14 protein-coding genes and 1 pseudogene are annotated in these 15,027 nt (G+C 68.0%); 8 read left to right on the forward strand and 7 right to left on the reverse strand.

The window, feature by feature from the left end; all coding sequences use genetic code 11:
• Positions 1–138: 138 nt before the first annotated feature.
• The gene (locus AC3WOH_RS06195) at positions 139–801 is read right to left on the reverse strand and encodes a LysR substrate-binding domain-containing protein (RefSeq protein WP_492228502.1); all 663 of its coding nucleotides are present in this window, start codon (positions 799–801) and stop codon (positions 139–141) included.
• Between the two features lie 109 nt (positions 802–910).
• Positions 911–1,048 (reverse strand): annotated as a pseudogene (locus tag AC3WOH_RS06200) (LysR family transcriptional regulator); the annotation flags it as partial.
• 100 nt (positions 1,049–1,148) lie between these two features.
• On the opposite strand from AC3WOH_RS06200, the gene AC3WOH_RS06205 reads away from it, so the two are divergent.
• Together AC3WOH_RS06205 and AC3WOH_RS06210 are read left to right on the forward strand one after the other, a co-directional pair.
• Positions 1,149–1,598: an ester cyclase gene (locus AC3WOH_RS06205; RefSeq protein WP_492228503.1), complete on the forward strand. Its 450-nt coding sequence runs from the start codon at positions 1,149–1,151 to the stop codon at positions 1,596–1,598.
• A complete protein-coding gene (locus tag AC3WOH_RS06210; protein ID WP_492228504.1) occupies positions 1,595–2,521 on the forward strand; it encodes an NADP-dependent oxidoreductase in 927 nt (308 codons plus the stop codon). The genes AC3WOH_RS06205 and AC3WOH_RS06210 overlap by 4 nt, the downstream gene beginning before the upstream one ends.
• A gap of 16 nt (positions 2,522–2,537) precedes the next feature.
• Here the strand turns inward: AC3WOH_RS06210 and AC3WOH_RS06215 are convergent, their stop codons facing one another.
• Genes AC3WOH_RS06215 through AC3WOH_RS06225 form a run of 3 tightly spaced genes read right to left on the reverse strand, consistent with a single transcriptional unit; the run spans position 2,538 to position 6,931 of the window.
• Positions 2,538–4,424 carry a putative bifunctional diguanylate cyclase/phosphodiesterase gene (locus AC3WOH_RS06215; protein WP_492228505.1) on the reverse strand — a complete coding sequence of 629 codons (1,887 nt, stop codon included), beginning with the start codon at positions 4,422–4,424 and terminating at the stop codon, positions 2,538–2,540.
• Entirely contained in the window at positions 4,421–4,963 is a 543-nt protein-coding gene (locus tag AC3WOH_RS06220; protein ID WP_492228506.1) for a YfiR family protein, read from the reverse strand. The genes AC3WOH_RS06215 and AC3WOH_RS06220 overlap by 4 nt, the downstream gene beginning before the upstream one ends.
• Before the next feature lie 3 nt (positions 4,964–4,966).
• Entirely contained in the window at positions 4,967–6,931 is a 1,965-nt protein-coding gene (locus AC3WOH_RS06225; protein ID WP_492228507.1) for a TonB-dependent receptor plug domain-containing protein, read from the reverse strand.
• Positions 6,932–7,179: 248 nt separating this feature from the next.
• Here AC3WOH_RS06225 and AC3WOH_RS06230 point away from each other — a divergent pair, with 248 nt between their 5' ends.
• Both AC3WOH_RS06230 and AC3WOH_RS06235 read left to right on the forward strand, forming a co-directional pair.
• Positions 7,180–8,475, forward strand: coding sequence for an aspartate carbamoyltransferase (locus tag AC3WOH_RS06230; protein WP_492228508.1), 1,296 nt, complete (start codon positions 7,180–7,182; stop codon positions 8,473–8,475).
• A 67-nt stretch (positions 8,476–8,542) separates the two neighbouring features.
• Positions 8,543–9,496, forward strand: coding sequence for an AEC family transporter (locus AC3WOH_RS06235; protein WP_492228509.1), 954 nt, complete (start codon positions 8,543–8,545; stop codon positions 9,494–9,496).
• Between the two features lie 264 nt (positions 9,497–9,760).
• On the opposite strand, the gene pdxH is transcribed toward AC3WOH_RS06235, so the two are convergent.
• A complete protein-coding gene (gene pdxH, locus AC3WOH_RS06240) occupies positions 9,761–10,399 on the reverse strand; it encodes a pyridoxamine 5'-phosphate oxidase (protein WP_492228510.1) in 639 nt (212 codons plus the stop codon).
• Between the two features lie 82 nt (positions 10,400–10,481).
• Here pdxH and AC3WOH_RS06245 point away from each other — a divergent pair, with 82 nt between their 5' ends.
• From AC3WOH_RS06245 to AC3WOH_RS06260, 4 genes are all read left to right on the forward strand, one after another.
• Positions 10,482–11,054 (forward strand): TetR/AcrR family transcriptional regulator, encoded by a 573-nt coding sequence (locus tag AC3WOH_RS06245; RefSeq protein WP_492228511.1) that lies wholly within the window; start codon positions 10,482–10,484, stop codon positions 11,052–11,054.
• A 153-nt stretch (positions 11,055–11,207) separates the two neighbouring features.
• Positions 11,208–11,669 carry a (2Fe-2S)-binding protein gene (locus tag AC3WOH_RS06250; RefSeq protein ID WP_492228512.1) on the forward strand — a complete coding sequence of 154 codons (462 nt, stop codon included), beginning with the start codon at positions 11,208–11,210 and terminating at the stop codon, positions 11,667–11,669.
• Positions 11,670–11,682: 13 nt separating this feature from the next.
• Positions 11,683–13,944 (forward strand): xanthine dehydrogenase family protein molybdopterin-binding subunit, encoded by a 2,262-nt coding sequence (locus AC3WOH_RS06255; protein ID WP_492228513.1) that lies wholly within the window; start codon positions 11,683–11,685, stop codon positions 13,942–13,944.
• The gene (locus AC3WOH_RS06260; RefSeq protein ID WP_492228514.1) at positions 13,944–14,513 is read left to right on the forward strand and encodes a nucleotidyltransferase family protein; all 570 of its coding nucleotides are present in this window, start codon (positions 13,944–13,946) and stop codon (positions 14,511–14,513) included. The genes AC3WOH_RS06255 and AC3WOH_RS06260 overlap by 1 nt, the downstream gene beginning before the upstream one ends.
• Here the strand turns inward: AC3WOH_RS06260 and AC3WOH_RS06265 are convergent.
• Positions 14,500–15,021, reverse strand: coding sequence for a superoxide dismutase family protein (locus AC3WOH_RS06265; RefSeq protein ID WP_492228515.1), 522 nt, complete (start codon positions 15,019–15,021; stop codon positions 14,500–14,502). The two genes, AC3WOH_RS06260 and AC3WOH_RS06265, sit on opposite strands and share 14 nt — an antisense overlap.
• Positions 15,022–15,027: the final 6 nt, after the last annotated feature.

The raw sequence follows: 15,027 nt of genomic DNA on the forward strand, positions 1-15,027 counted from the left end.
AATCAATCTGCCGAAATCGCTGCCAGGCTAGGCGCAAAGCACAGCCATGCCGGGTGGCATGGCGAGCATTTGCTTGCGGCGCATGGCGGGGATTGTCGGTAGATTGATTCAACGAATTTTCAACTCGGGACACTAAGTTCAGAGCTCCGCAGCCAGGCTGGCAAGCAGGCCGCGCAGCCATTGCTGCGCAGGGTGCCCATCGGTGCGCCGGTGCCATACCAGGTGAAAGACGATGGGCGCAAGCGCCACGGGCGGTGCCAGCACTTGCAGTTGCAGCGGCTCGGTGCCGTGCAAGGCCACGCGCCGCAGCAGCGTGGCTGCCATTTCGGTGCGCGCCACCAGGGCGGGGGCTGCGAACAGCTGCGGCAGGGTCAAGGCCAGGTGCCGGCGCTGGCCGAGCCGGGCCAGGGCTTCGTCCACCAGGCCATGGCGGTCCCCCTCGGGCGAGACCAGCACATGCGACAGTGCCAGGTAGGCACCTAGGTCCAGCCCCTGGCGGGCCCCTGGGTGGCCTTGCCGCACGATGGTCACGAACTCGTCCTGCAGCAGGGGGCGGGTGAGGATGCGGCCATCGGCCAGGGTGGGCGGCACGCCCACCGCTGCATCGATGGTGCCGGCATCGAGCAGGTCCACCGCGCTGTCGCGCGCGCTGAAGGCATGCACATTCAATGAGGCGCCTGGCGCCTGGCGCCGCAAGGCCTCGGCCAGGGCTGGCAGCAGCACCAGGGCGGGGTAGTCGTACAGGCCCAGGTTGAAGCTGAAGGCCGCAGTGGCCGGGTCGAACTGCGGCCGCGGCACCACGGCGGCCTCGATCTGCCGGAGGGCCTGCGCGATGGGCCCGGCCAGGTCGCGCGCGCTGGGTCGGCAGCAGGCCTTCGGCGCTGCGCAGGAACAGCGGGTCGGCGAACAGCGTGCGCAGGCGCGACAGGGCGGCGCTCATGGCCGGCTGGCTCACCCCCATGCGCACGGCGGCGCGGGTCACATTGCGCTCGTCCATCAGCGCGTCAAAGGCGGCCAGCAGGTTCAGGTCGATGCCATGAAAATCCATAAATCAGATATTCATTCATATTTATCATTTGTTGGACAGATTTTAGGCGGCTTTCCAGAATCAGGTCATCGCTTTTCACACACCTCCAGAGGACTTAACGATGACCGATTCGCCGACCTCCACCCAATTGCGCCGCGAGCGCCAGGCCGTGGAGGCGCTGTACCGCGCCTTCAGCGACAAGAACCCCGATCTCATGGACCAGGCCGTCACGCCGGACTGGGACGATATTCCGCTGGCCCCCGGCCAGAGCCCCGGGCCCGAGGGACTCAAGCCCATCATCGAGGACTTCATCCGTGCCATGCCGGATGTGCAGATCACCATCCACGACGTGATCCAGGCCCCAGGCCGGCTGGCTGTGCGCGCCGAAATCACGGGCACGCACCAGGGCCCGCTGTTCGGCATTGCCGCTACCGGCCGCCGGCTGAGCATTCCCATCCATGAATTCCATGAACTGCGAGGCGACCGCATCCAGCGCACCTGGCACCTGGAGGACTGGTTCGGCGCGTTCCGGCAGATGGGCAGCTTTCCACCCGCACCGGAGGCCGCATGAAAACACTGCGCATCCACGGGTTCGGCACCCCTGACCTTGCCGTGCTGGAAGACATCGCCGCGCTGCCGGCACCCGCTGCAGGGCAGGTGGCCGTGCGCATCGCGGCGGCCAGCATCAACCCGCTGGATCTCAAGATCCTGGGCGGGCACATGCAGCAGGTGTTCCCGGTGGCGTTGCCCTTCACCCTGGGCACCGACTTCGCGGGCGTGGTGCACTCGGTCGGCCCGCAGGTGGCGGGTTTTCGGCCCGGCGACCGCGTGGCGGGCCGCCTGGAACCGACCGCAGGCGGTGCCTTGGCACAGGCCGCGCTGGTGCCGGCAAAGGCGCTGAGCCTGCTGCCCGAAGGGGTGGCCTTCGAGCAGGCGGCGGCCCTGCCCACGGCTGCAGGCACCGCCTGGCTGGCCTTGTTCGGTGTGGGCCGGCTCCAGGCGGGGCAGCGGGTGCTGGTGCATGCTGGCGCTGGTGGGGTAGGCAGCTTTGCCGTGCAACTGGCGCGCCAGGCGGGGGCACAGGTGATCGCCACCGCCTCGCCCGAGAAGCACGAACTGGTGGCCCAGTTGGGCGCACACAGCGTGCTTGACTACCGTACGGAGGGTCTCGAACACGGCGCCGAGGGCCTGGATCTGGTGATCGATACCGTGGGCGGACGGGCCACGGAGCGCTCCTGGCCGCTGGTCCGGCCTGGCGGCAGGCTGGTGTCGGTGGTGGACCATGCCATCCAGGGGCAGGGCGGGGTGCAGGGCGCCTTTGCGTTCTTCCAGCACGATGCGCAGGTGCTGGACGGGATTGTCGCGCGCCTGGCTGCCGGGCAACTGCAGGTGGTGCTCGACAGCGTCCATCCGCTGGAAGCGGCTGGTGCAGCGCTCGCCCACCTGGCACGCGGCCATGCGCGGGGCAAGGTGGTCGTGCAGATGCCCCGCTGAGGGTGCCGGGGCCTGACTACCGCGCCGCCTGCATCTGCTCGAACTGCTCGACTGGCATGGGCCGGGCAAAGGCAAAACCTTGCAGCACATCGCAACCGGCGTCCACCAGATAGTCGGCCTGTTCGCGTGTCTCCACGCCCTCGGCCGTCACGGCCAGCCCCAGGCCGTGGGAGAGGGCGATGATGGCGTTGACGATCATGCGGCTGTGCTCCTGCCCGGGCAGGTCACGGATGAAGCTGCGGTCGATCTTCAGGCGCTTCATGGGCAGGCGCCGCAGGTAGGCCAGCGACGAGTAGCCGGTGCCGAAGTCGTCGATGGCCAGGTGCACACCCAGCTGGCTCAGGCGGTGCAAGGTGCTGGCGCAGGCATCCATGTTCTCCATGAGCACGGTTTCGGTGAGCTCGATCTCCAGCAGGTGGGCCGGCAGGCCTTCCTCGCGCAGGATGTCCATCACGCGCTCCAGGAACTGCGGGTCGCCCAGCTGGCGTGCCGAGACATTGACCGCGACCCGCAGGGGGGTCTGGGCCCGGGCCTGCCAGCGGGCCGCGTCGCGGCAGGCCGTGCGCACTACCCAATAGCCCAGGTGCACGATCAGCCCGCATTCCTCCGCGACCATCACGGCCTCCAGCGGCGGGATGGCGCCCAGCCGGGCATGGGTCCAGCGCAGCAGCGCTTCGGCGCCCATCATGCGGCGGTCCGTGGCCGAGAACACCGGCTGGTAGTGCAGGGCCAGGCCCTCGCCGTCTTCCAGCACCTGGCGCAAGGCCTGCTCGATGGCATGCCGGCGCACCGCAGCGAGGTTCATGGACACGTCGAAGCGCTCGCAGCGGTTCTTGCCCAGGTCCTTGGCGCGGTACATGGCCGTATCGGCACTGATGATGAGGGCGTCCTTGTCCTGCGCATCCCCCGGGTAGGTGGCAATGCCTGCGCTGCAGGTCACCATGACCTCCTGGTCCGACTCGACGAAACCCTTCTCGAACACGGCGACGATCCGCTCCGCATAACTGCCGAGTGCGGCTTCGTCCATGTCCAGCCGCAGGATGACGGAGAACTCGTCGCCCCCCATGCGGCAGATGTCGTCGCCCGGCCGCACCACCGACTGCAGGCGTTGCGCCACCTGGCGCAGCAGGCCGTCTCCCGCGGCATGGCCGAAGGTGTCGTTCAGGGTCTTGAAATTGTCCAGGTCGATGTAGACCAGGGCCAGCTTGCTGCCCAGCGTGGCGGCCCGGTCGATTTCGTGGGCCAGCCGTTCGTTGAAGTAGTGCCGGTTGCCGACGCCCGTGACGGCGTCCTGGTGGGCCAGCACCTGCAGGCGGCGTTCCGCTTCGCCGACCGCTGCGCGGCTGCGCAGCACCAGGGCGGTGGCCAGCGCCATGGTGCCTCCGGCGATCAACAGCGCGCCGCCGAAGCGGATGACCAGGTGGGTGTAGACCTCGGCCATCGACTTGCGCAGGTAGATGCTGCCCGAGCTCTTGCCCCGGAACTTCACGGGCTTGGCCATTTCCAGCAGGGACAGGCCCTGGTACTCGAAATCTCCGTTGCCCCCACCCGGCAGCGTGCTGGGTGCCACCTGGTCGCCATCGCGCTGGTACGAGGCGAACAGCACGCCCTGGGCATCGTAGATGGCCGCCATCAGCACCATGGGCGAGGCCTTGAGGGCACCCAGGATCTCTTCCGTCGTGTGCGCGTCGCGGAACATCACGGCCGTGGACACGTTGTCGGCCACGATGGCGGCCTCCACCCGGCTGTCGGCGAGCATGGCCTTGCGGCTGCTCCAGTAGTCGAAGGCCGTCAGGGCCAGCACCATGGTCAGCAGGGCCAGCCCGGTGGCGAGCAGGCCGGTCGCCACCACCCGCGATGACAGCTGCTCGGAGTTGGCGCTGGCCGGGCTGTCGGGCGTCATCGTGCCCCCCTGGACAGGCGCATCAGGCGCGAGCTGACCGACAGCCCCGCCTTGCCGATGGCATCGGCATTGATGTCGAAGACGATGCGGTCGCCCTCGCGGTGCAGGGCGATCATGATCTCCGGCGGAGCGCTCACTGCATCATCGGCAATGGTCAGCACCGCCGTCTTGCCCGGCATGGCGCGCAAAGCGCGCAGGGCGCGGTCGGTGTCTGCGCCGCTGAGCACCAGCACGCGGCAGTCGCTCAGCTCGTTCGCCTCCCAGAGCCGGATGCGGATGGGGTTGTCCTTGCGCGCAGGCCGCCCCTCCAGTGCCAGCAGGTTGCGCTTGAGGGGGCTGAAGGGGGAGACACAGATGGTCCAGTCGGTGCCGGCGCGGCCATCGCCCTGGGGCCATTCGACAAACTGGATGAAGTTGAAGACATAGGCCGCCTTCAGTTCGTTTTCACCCACCCGTTCCTGCGCACCGGCCCCGGGGTCGCACGCGAGCACGCACAGGCCCACCAGGAGGGCTTGGTACAGGCGGTGCAGGTGTGCCATGGCCTAGAACGCATGGGTGAGTTTCAGGCGCAGGGTCCTGCCGTCCTGCAGGATCGAGTCCCCGCGGATCTCGAAGGACGCAGGGTCGGCGTACCGCCGGTCCAGCAGGTTGTAGACCCCGAAGGACACCTCCGTGCCTGCCAGCCGCGTGGTGTAGGTCAGGTTGGCCACCGCGTGGGCCGGCAGGCGCGATGCCAGCGTGTTGCGCGCGCCGATGCCGATGGCCTCCAGCCCCAGGCGGCCCCGGGCCCAGGGTGCAGCGTCGGCACTGCCGATGGCCATCGACCACTGCGCCTTCAAGAGGTGCCGGGGTGCATTGGCCAGGGTCTCCCGCGTCAGGGTATCGCGTGCGCGCTGCCAGCTGTAGGCCAGGCGCAGCCGGGCGTCGGGGCCCAGGCGCTGCTCGACCTCGGTCTCCACCCCGTACACACCGACGATGTTGCCGGCATTGCTGAACATGAGGCGGTCGGGCTGCGGCGCATCGCCAATGGCCAGCAGATGCGACACGCGCGACTGGAACAGCGTGACCAGGGCACGCGATGCGCCGGAGGGTGCATGCTCCAGCACCAGCTCCGTGGTGCGGATGCGCTCGGGCCGCAGCCTGTCCGTGCCCACCACGCCACCGGGCGTTTCCACTCGGTAGTCGCGTTCGTAGGCATTGGGAGGGCGGTAGGCCGTGCCGTAGAGCAGCTTGAGGGCCGTTGCCGGCCCCACCAGGTACACCAGCCCCAGGCGCGGGTGCAGGCTGCCCTTGCTGTCCGAGTGCTTGCCCCAGCGCAGCCCGGCGTGCAGCACCAGGTCGGGGCGCAGCGCGACCTCGTCCTGCAGGTAGATGCCCAGCACGTCGCCGCGGCTGCTCTTGTCCAGCAAGATCGCTTCGGGCGCCAGATCCAGGTTGCGCTGTGTGATGTCGAGATCGCGCCGGTAGTCCAGTCCAAAGGAGATCTTGTGCCGCTGGAATGCCGTGCTCACCCATTGCAGCTCCGAGCCCAGCCAGCGGCCACGGCCGATGTCGCGGTTGGCGGTCACGGGCGGGTAGTCGTAGACATAGTCGCCCACATACCGGTACTGGCCGCCTTGCAGGCGTGCCGTGAAATGCAGGGCAGGGCCCCACTGGCCAGCATACTCCGCCGCCATGCGGGTGCTGGAATCGGCCACGCGCGAGCGCGGGTCGTTGAACACCTGCGAAAAGGCGGCCGTGGGCAGGCCCTTGGCGCGCTCGCCATGCGACAGGGACAGCGTCACGCCCTCGCGCCGCATCTTGACAAACAGGCTGCTGCTGCGGTCGTAGTCCAGGCGCTGCGCCAGCCCGTGGTTCTGGCCGGACGTGTCGTAGGCGGGAAAGTAGAGGTCTTCTCCCCGCGTGGTGGAGCGGGATGCCGACACCAGCCAGTCGCCGCCATACCCGTCCGCCGTGCCCAGCGTGAAGCGCAGCCGGGCGTGGCCGTGGCTGCCCAGTTCCGTGCTGACCTGCGCGCCCTGGAACTGCCGGCCGGTGCGCGTGATGATGTTGATCACGCCGAAGAAGGCATTCGCGCCATAGACGGCTGCACTCGGCCCGGGCACGAACTCGACGCGCTCGATCAGGTCGATGTCGATGGGGAAATCCGTGCCCACCGGGGCCTGGTCGTACAGGTTGTCGTTGAAGCGCACCCCATCGACCAGCAGCAGCACACGGGTGTTGTAGTCCCCCGGCGTGGAAAAGCCACGCATGCCCAGGTAGTGGTAGGACCGGTCGTAGGACATGTACAGGCCGCGCATGCCGGCCAGGATCTCGGCCAGGTTGCGGTAGCCGAAGGTGCGGATGTCCTCCGCCGTCACGACGCTGACCGCCGCCGGCGCCTCGAGCGCGCTTTGCAGGTAGCGGCTTGCCGTGCGCACCTCCATCTGCATCAACTGCTCCAGCGGCAGCTGGGCAACATCGGCCTGGGCATGCGTGCTGCCCACCCAGGCAAAAGACAGGCACATCCCAAGGGCAAGCCGGCGGCTTCCTGCGCAGGGGGGTGATCTTGTCATGGCATCTCTATCGTGGGCTTGTCCAGCCCCGATCGCAAGCTGCACCGGATGGCTGTAACAAATGCTTGCATCCTACTCCTCTGGCATGGGCCCGGGCCTGGGTTTACCTTAGTTCAAGATTGCCGCATTAGGACCGAAAGTTTCCAGGAAATATACGCAATGCGTTTTTGAAAATAGCGCATTGCGTATAATCGAAGGCCATGAACAGCCAACAAGACTTCCTGCGCGACGCCATGCGCCGCCTCAACCTCACGCGCGATGCGTTTTCCGACCGGCTGGGCGTGCGCCGGCGCGCCCTCGATACCTGGCTGCTGCCGGCCGACTCGGGCGAGGCGCGTTCCATGCCGGAGATGGTGGAGAAATTCGTCTCCGAGATCCTCGCGCACGAAGCCCGGGCCGCCGGGGCGGAGCCGGGCAGGGCGCCCGCCGCCCGGCCCCTGGCCCAGCGCATCGCGGCCGAGGGCCGGCCGCACCTGCTCTCGGTGGCCCAGTTCGACCGGGGCAGCCTGGAAGACCTGTTCCAGGTCGCCGACCTGATGCAGCCCATCGCGCGGCGCCAGAAGGTCTCGCGCGTGCTCGAGGGCGCCGTGCTGGGCAGCCTGTTCTTCGAGGCCAGCACGCGCACGCGCGTGAGCTTTGGCGCGGCCTTTTGCCGGCTGGGCGGCACGGTGTGCGATACGACGGGCTTCACCTTCTCGTCCATGGCCAAGGGCGAGTCGATCTACGACACGAGCCGCGTCATGGCCGGCTATGTGGATGCACTGGTGGTGCGCCACCCGGAGCAGGGCGCCGTGGCCGAATTCGCGCGCGCCACCAACATCCCCGTGATCAACGCGGGCGACGGCCCGGGCGAGCACCCGAGCCAGGCCATCCTGGACCTCTACACCATCCAACGCGAGTTCTCGCGCCTGGGCAAGCTGGTCGATGGCACGCACGTGGCGCTGGTGGGCGACCTGAAGTACGGCCGCACGGTGCACTCCCTCATCCGCCTGCTGGCCCTCTACAAGGGGCTCAAGTTCAGCCTGGTGGCCCCACCCTCGCTGGAGATGCCGCCCTACCTGCTGGAACTGGTGGCGCGCAACGGCCATGTGATCGAGCAGACTTCGTCGCTGCAGGAAGGGCTGCGCGGCGCCGACGTGGTGTATGCCACGCGCATCCAGAAGGAGCGCTTCGTGGGCGAGGAGATCGAGGGCTATACGCCCGAGTTCCAGATCCGCAAGTCGCTGGTGGACGCACTGTGCAAGAGCGACACCATCCTCATGCACCCGCTGCCACGCGATGGCCGGCCCGGTGCGAATGACCTCAGCACCGACCTCAACCACGACCCGCGCCTGGCCATCTTCCGCCAGACGGACAACGGCATCCCCGTGCGCATGGCGCTGTTCGCCGTGTTGCTGGGCGTGGAGAACCAGGTGGCACGCTCCATGCGCGATGCCGGCTGGCGCTCGCCCTCGCACATCGGGCCGGACGATGCGGTGTTCGATGGCCTGGACTGAGAGAATTCAAGGGTAAACCCTTGTAAGGACTACACTCCCTGCCTTCTCCCCTGCGCGCCGCTGTCCCGTGAACTCCCCCGTCTTTGCCTCCCTGATTCCCGTCGTCCTGTTCATTGCCATCGGCTTTCTGTCGGGCAACCGGGGGTGGATACGGGCGGGTTCGGTCAAGGACCTCTCCAACTTGGTGTTCATGGTGCTCACGCCAGCGTTGCTATTCCGAACCATGGGTTCGGTTCACCTGGGCGATGTGGACTTTGCGCCCATTGCCGCGTACTTCGCGGCGGCCGGCCTGGTGTTCGGCGGCACCATGCTGCTGCAGGGCTTTACCAGCCTCGCGGCGGCCCGGGCACTGGCCAATATGTTCAGCAACACGGTGATGATCGGCGTGCCGCTGGTGGGGCTGGTGTTCGGCGAGGCGGGGCTGGTCACGCTGTTCACCCTGATCTCTCTGCACGCGCTGATCCTGCTCACCGCCGCCACGGTAGTGTTCGAGCTGGCCGTGGCACGCGAGCGGGCGGGCACGCCGGGGCATGAAGGGCGGTCCATGCTGCGCACGGTGCTCATGGCCGTGCGCAACGGCATCATCCACCCGATTCCCTTGCCCATCATCGCCGGCCTGCTGTATGCGCAGACGGGCCTGGCTATCCCTCTGGTCATCGACAAGCCGCTGGAGTTGCTGGGCCAGGCCCTGGGGCCGCTTGCGCTGCTGCTGGTGGGCGTGACATTGGCCTTCACCAAGGTGGGCACGCATTTCCGCGCCGCCATGCGCATCGCGCTGGTCAAGTGCCTCATCCATCCCGTGGCGATGGCCGCCGTGGGCTGGGCCCTGGGGCTCAAGGGCATGCCGCTGGCGGTGATGGTGGTGGCCGCATCGCTGCCGGTGGGCGCCAACGTGTTCCTGTTCTCGCAGCGCTACGAGGTGGCGCAGGACGAGGTGACGGCCAGCGTGGCTGTGTCGACCGCGCTGGCGCTGATCACTATGCCGGTGGTGATCATTTTGGTGACCCGTTTTCTGGTGTAGGGCCTGTTCACACTATTTTCGGGGATCGCGTTGCCCGGCCTGGGGGCTGGATGCAAGGCGCCCGCGCGCAGCAAGGTAGGAACCTTGCAAGCGTGGGCAACGCCGCAGACGGCCCGCAGGCCGGGCAACCCGAAGGGAAGGCCCTTGCCGGCGCGCCACTCGTCGTTGCGCTCCTTGCGCGTGCAAAGGCACACGCGGCGTCACGCGCCTAGATTGGCACGCCGGCAAGAGCCTTCGCGACCTCGAAAATTGTGTGAACAGGCCCTATGGCGCCAGCCGCTCGCGCACCCAGTCGGCGCCGTCGAGCCGGTAGCGCAGCCGGTCGTGCAGGCGGCTCTTGCGGCCCTGCCAGAACTCCCACTGCTCGGGCTTGAGGCGGTAGCCGCCCCAGTGCGGCGGGCGTGGGGGGCTCAGCAGAAACTGGGCGCCGTACTTGGCCGCATTGGCCACCAGCACGCTGCGGCCGGTGATGACCTGGCTTTGCGGGCTGGCCCAGGCGCCGATGCGCGAGTCCAGTGGGCGGCTGGCAAAGTAGGCGTCGCTCTCCTCGTCGCTGACCTTTTCCACCACGCCCTCGATGCGCACCACGCGTTCGAGCTCCACCCAGTGGAACTGCAGCGCAGCAAACGGGTTGCCCGCGATCTGGCGGCCCTTGCGGCTCTCGTAGTTGGTGAACCAGACGATGCCGCGCTCGTCATAGCCCTTGATCAGCACGATGCGCGTACTGGGGCGCAGGTCGCCGCCCACGGTGGCCAGGGTCATGGCATTGGGCTCGGGCACCTGGGCGGAAATGGCTTCCTTCAGCCATTGATCAAACTGCTGCAGCGGCGCAGCATGCGAGGCGTCTTCATTGAGTTCGGCGCGCTCGTAGCTCTTGCGCAGGTCGGCGATGGAGGTGGTCATGCCGCGATTGTGCACCCCTGCTGCAGAGCCCCTCGCGCAGCCGGTTGTTGCCGAATAATAATTCGCTTATATTTGCACTGCGATGAAACCCAAGGACGACGAAAAGCAGCGCGCCATTGCCCAGGCCACCTTCGATCTGGTGGGCCAGACCGGGCTGAGCGGCCTTACCATGGCGCAGATCGCGCGCGCCGCGGGCATTGCCACGAGCACGCTGTATGTCTACTACCCGTCCAAGGACGAGCTCATCAGCCAGCTCTACCAGGACGCCAAGACCGTCACCGCCGCGCGCATCATGGACGGCGTGGTGCCCAGCCTGCCGTACCGCGCGCGCGTGCGCCGCATCTGGGAGAACCTGCTGCGTCACCGGCTCGACCAGTATGCCGAGGTGGTGTTCCAGGAGCAGTACTACAACTCCCCCTGGTTCACCGAGGGCAACCGCGAGTTCTCCACGCGGCTGATGACCGGCTTCTACGCACTCATGCGCGAGGGGCAGGAGCAGGAGATCCTCAAGGCCGTGCCCGTGCCGCTGCTCACCGCCAGCCTCACGGGCTCGGTGCGCGACACCGCCACCCTGGTGCGCACAGGCGTGCTGCCCGACGACGAGGCGCTGCACCAGGCGGCCTTCAGCCTGTGCTGGGATGCGCTCAAAGCGTAACTCTTCAATTTGCGCTTTAATCGAATAAATATTCTCTTAAAAATGGCAACCTGTCCCGCGTTCCCGTTGCCTGAGCGATGGCGGTGCTGAAGCCGCCAGCGTTCTGCAGTTCCCGTCAGTCCCCCAAAAAAACCTCCCCAAGGAGAACCCACGATGCCAACCCTTCACATCAACGGCAAAGAAACGGTGGTGGATGCCGATGAGTCCACCCCCATCCTCTGGGCCCTGCGCGACACGCTGGGCATGACCGGCACCAAGTTCGGCTGCGGCGCTGCCCTGTGCGGCGCCTGCACGGTGCACCTCAATGGCGCGCCCATCCGCTCGTGCATCACGCCCATCTCTGCTGCGGCGGGCCAGAAGATCACCACCATCGAGGCCATCGCCGCCAGCGACAAGGTGGGCAAGGCCGTGCACGCCGCCTGGGTCAAGCACGACGTGGCGCAATGCGGCTACTGCCAGAGCGGCCAGATCATGAGCGCCACCGCCTTGCTCAAGGGCAAGAAGAAGCCGAGCGATGCCGACATCGATACCGCCATGGCCGGCAACATCTGCCGCTGTGGCACCTATGTGCGCATCCGTGCCGCCATCCACGACGCGGCCCGCAGCCTGGCCTGAAGGGGAGAACAGCATGCACTTCGATCCCCACACCGTTCACACCCACATGCCCCGCCACCTGCTGGCGCTGCTGGAACAAGCACAGGGTGAGGCATCCGCAGAGCCCGCGCAAGGCCTGGCGCGCCGCACCTTCCTCAAGGTCTCCGCCGCCACCGGTTTTGCGCTGGGCGCGTTCCCGCTGGCCGCCGTGGCCCAGGGCGCGGCAGCGCCGGCTGGCGGCCTCAAGCCCTTCGAGCAGCCCTCGGCCTTTGTGCGCATCGAGCCCGATGGCACGGTCACCGTCACCATCAACCGGCTCGATTTCGGCCAGGGCGTGCAGACCGGCCTGCCCATGATCCTGGCCGAGGAACTCGACGCCGACTGGTCCAAGGTGCGCAGCACGCATGGCGATGCCAACATGGCCTATGCGGATCCGGCCATGGGCATGCACCTCACGGGCGGCTCCAATTCCATCAAGAACTCCTACACCCAATACCGCGAACTGGGCGCGCGCACGCGTGCCATGCTGGTCTCGGCCGCTGCCACGCAATGGGGGGTGGACGCCTCGACCCTGCGCACGCAAAGCGGGTTTGTCGTTGGGCCGGGCGGCAAGAAGCTGGGCTATGGCGAACTGGCCGAGGCGGCCATGAAGCTGCCCGTGCCCGAGAAGGTCACGCTCAAGGACCCCAAGCAGTTCCGACTGATCGGCCAGCCCACGGGCCGGCTTGACGCCAAGGCCAAGGCCAGCGGCCAGCAGGGTTATGGCATCGACGTGCGCCTGCCCGGCATGCTGACCGCCGTGGTCGCGCGCCCGCCGGTGTTCGCGGCCAAACTGAAGTCGCTGGACGATTCGGCCGCCAAGGCGGTCAAGGGCGTCAAGGCCGTGCTGCGCGTGCCCGTGGACCGGGGCGGAGAGGGCGTGGCCGTGGTAGCGGACGGCTACTGGGCTGCCAAGCAGGGGCGCGATGCGCTCAAGGTGGAGTGGGACACGGGCGCGGTCGAGAAGGCCGACACCGCGCAGATGCTGGCCAGCTACCGCGAGCTGGCCGCCAAGCCCGGCCTGGTGGCCCGGCAGGCCGATATGGCGCCGCTGGCGAATGCGCCGCACAAGATCAATGCCGAATTCGTGTTCCCCTACCTGGCGCATGCCCCCATGGAGCCGCTCAACTGCACCGTGCAACTGGTCGCCGGCAAGGCCGAGCTGTGGATGGGCACGCAGATGCCCGGGCTGGACGCGGTGGCTGCTGCCAAGGCGCTGGGACTGCAACCGCAGGACGTGAAGATCCACACCCAGATGGCCGGAGGCGGCTTTGGCCGCCGTGGCGTGCCCACGGCCGACTATGTGGTGGAGGCCTGCGCGGTCGCCAAGGCCGCCGGGGCGGCTGGCCTGGCCGCCCCGGTGCGCACGCTCTGGAGCCGCGAGGACGACATCAAGGGCGGCTACTACCGCCCCATGCACGTGCACCGCGCCGAGATCGGCTTCGACGCCCAGGGCAATATCCTGGCCTGGGACCACACCATCGTGGGCCAGTCCATCCTCAAGGGCTCGCCCTTCGAGGCCTTCATGGTCAAGAACGGCATCGATGCCACGGCCATCGAAGGCATGAAGGAGCCCTACGATGTGCCGATGAAGCTCTCGGTCCACCACCCGCAGGTCAATGTGCCGGTGCTGTGGTGGCGCAGCGTGGGCTCCACCCACACCGCCTACGCCATGGAGACACTGATCGACGAGGTGGCCCGCACCACGAAGCAGGACCCCGTGGCCTACCGCCTGCGCCTCATGGGCGACAAGCACCCGCGCCACAAGGCGGCCCTGGAGCTGGCCGTGGCCCAATCGGGCTATGGCAAGAAGAAGCTGCCTGCAGGCCGCGCCTGGGGCGTGGCGGTGCACGAGTCCTTCCAGTCGGTCGTGGCCTATGTGGTCGAGGCCTCGGTGACCAAGGACGGTGCGCCCAAGCTGCACCGCATCACGGCCGGCGTGCACTGCAACCTGGCGGTCAACCCGAAAAGCGTGGAGGCCCAGGTGCAGGGCGGGGCGCTGATGGGGCTGTCGATGTGCCTGCCGGGCGGTGCCGTCACGCTCAAGGACGGGGTGGTGGAGCAAAGCAATTTCGGCGACTTCGCGGTGCCGCGCATCACCGACATGCCCCAGGTGGCCGTGCACATCGTGCCCAGTGCCGAGCCCCCCACGGGCATGGGCGAGCCCGGGCTGCCCCCGCTGGCGCCGGCGTTCGCCAACGCCATTGCGCAACTCACCGGCAAGACGCCGCGCGAATTGCCGTTCAAAATGGCGTGATGGAACCAGAACCGCTGCCATCCCCCATCGTGCTCGTGCTGGCCTCCGGCCGGGGCGAGCGCTTCGCCGCCTCGGGCGGCACCGTCCACAAGCTGAGCGCGCTGCTCCACGGCCTGCCGGTGCTGGAGCACACGCTGGCCGCCGTGCGCGCCAGCGGCCTGCCCTGGCACCTGGAAGACGGGGGCCACCCGGGCATGGGGGATTCGATCGCAGCGGCGGTGCGTGCCACCGCCAATGCCCCGGGCTGGCTGGTGCTGCCGGGCGATCTGCCCCTGGTGCAGCCGCGCACCCTGCGCCGCATGGCGGCGGCGCTCTATGGCTGTGCGGTGGCGGTGCCCGAATACCATGGCGAGCGCGGCCACCCGGTGGCCTTTTCTGCGCAATGCCTGCCTGGCCTGCTGGCCCTGGCGGGGGAGCAGGGCGCCGCCAGCGTGGTGCGCGAGCAGCAACAGCAGGGCAGGGTGCGGCTGGTGGAGGTGGACGATGAAGGCGCGGTGACCGATGTGGACACCGTGCAGGACCTGGCCCGGGCGGAGCAGGTCCTGGCGGGCCGGCTTACTTTGCCGTGATCACCGCGCACGCCAGTCGCGGGCCGGCGTTGCCCGTGGGCTGGGTGGTGTAGTCATCGGGGTCGCGGTGCACGATCAGGCCCTTGCCGACGATGTCGTTGGCGCTGCTGCCCACGCGGATGGAGCGCGACTCGAAATTGATCCTGGCCACGCCTCCGGCATCGGCCTTGAGGCTGGGCAGGTCGCCCGTGTGGTGCTCGGCGCCCCCGTGGCTGCCGTGCGGCTTGCCGCCGGGGTTGAAGTGGCCGCCCGTGCTCATGCCGTCGCCGCTGGAGCAGTCGCCTTTTTCATGGACGTGGAAACCATGCTCGGCATTGGGCTTGAGGCCGCGCACCTCGCCCACCACCTTGACGGTTTCGCCCGTCTGGGTGAAGGTCACCGTGCCGGTGGTGGTGTTGCCGCGCGTGGATTCCAGCCTGGCCGTGGCCGAGGGGCCGGACGAGGAAAAGGCGGCACAGCCCGCCAGGGAGGCAACGGCCACGGCAAGCGCTGCAAAACGAAGATTCATGGAATT

This window comes from Acidovorax sp. FW305-C-20-28, from assembly GCF_058783375.1.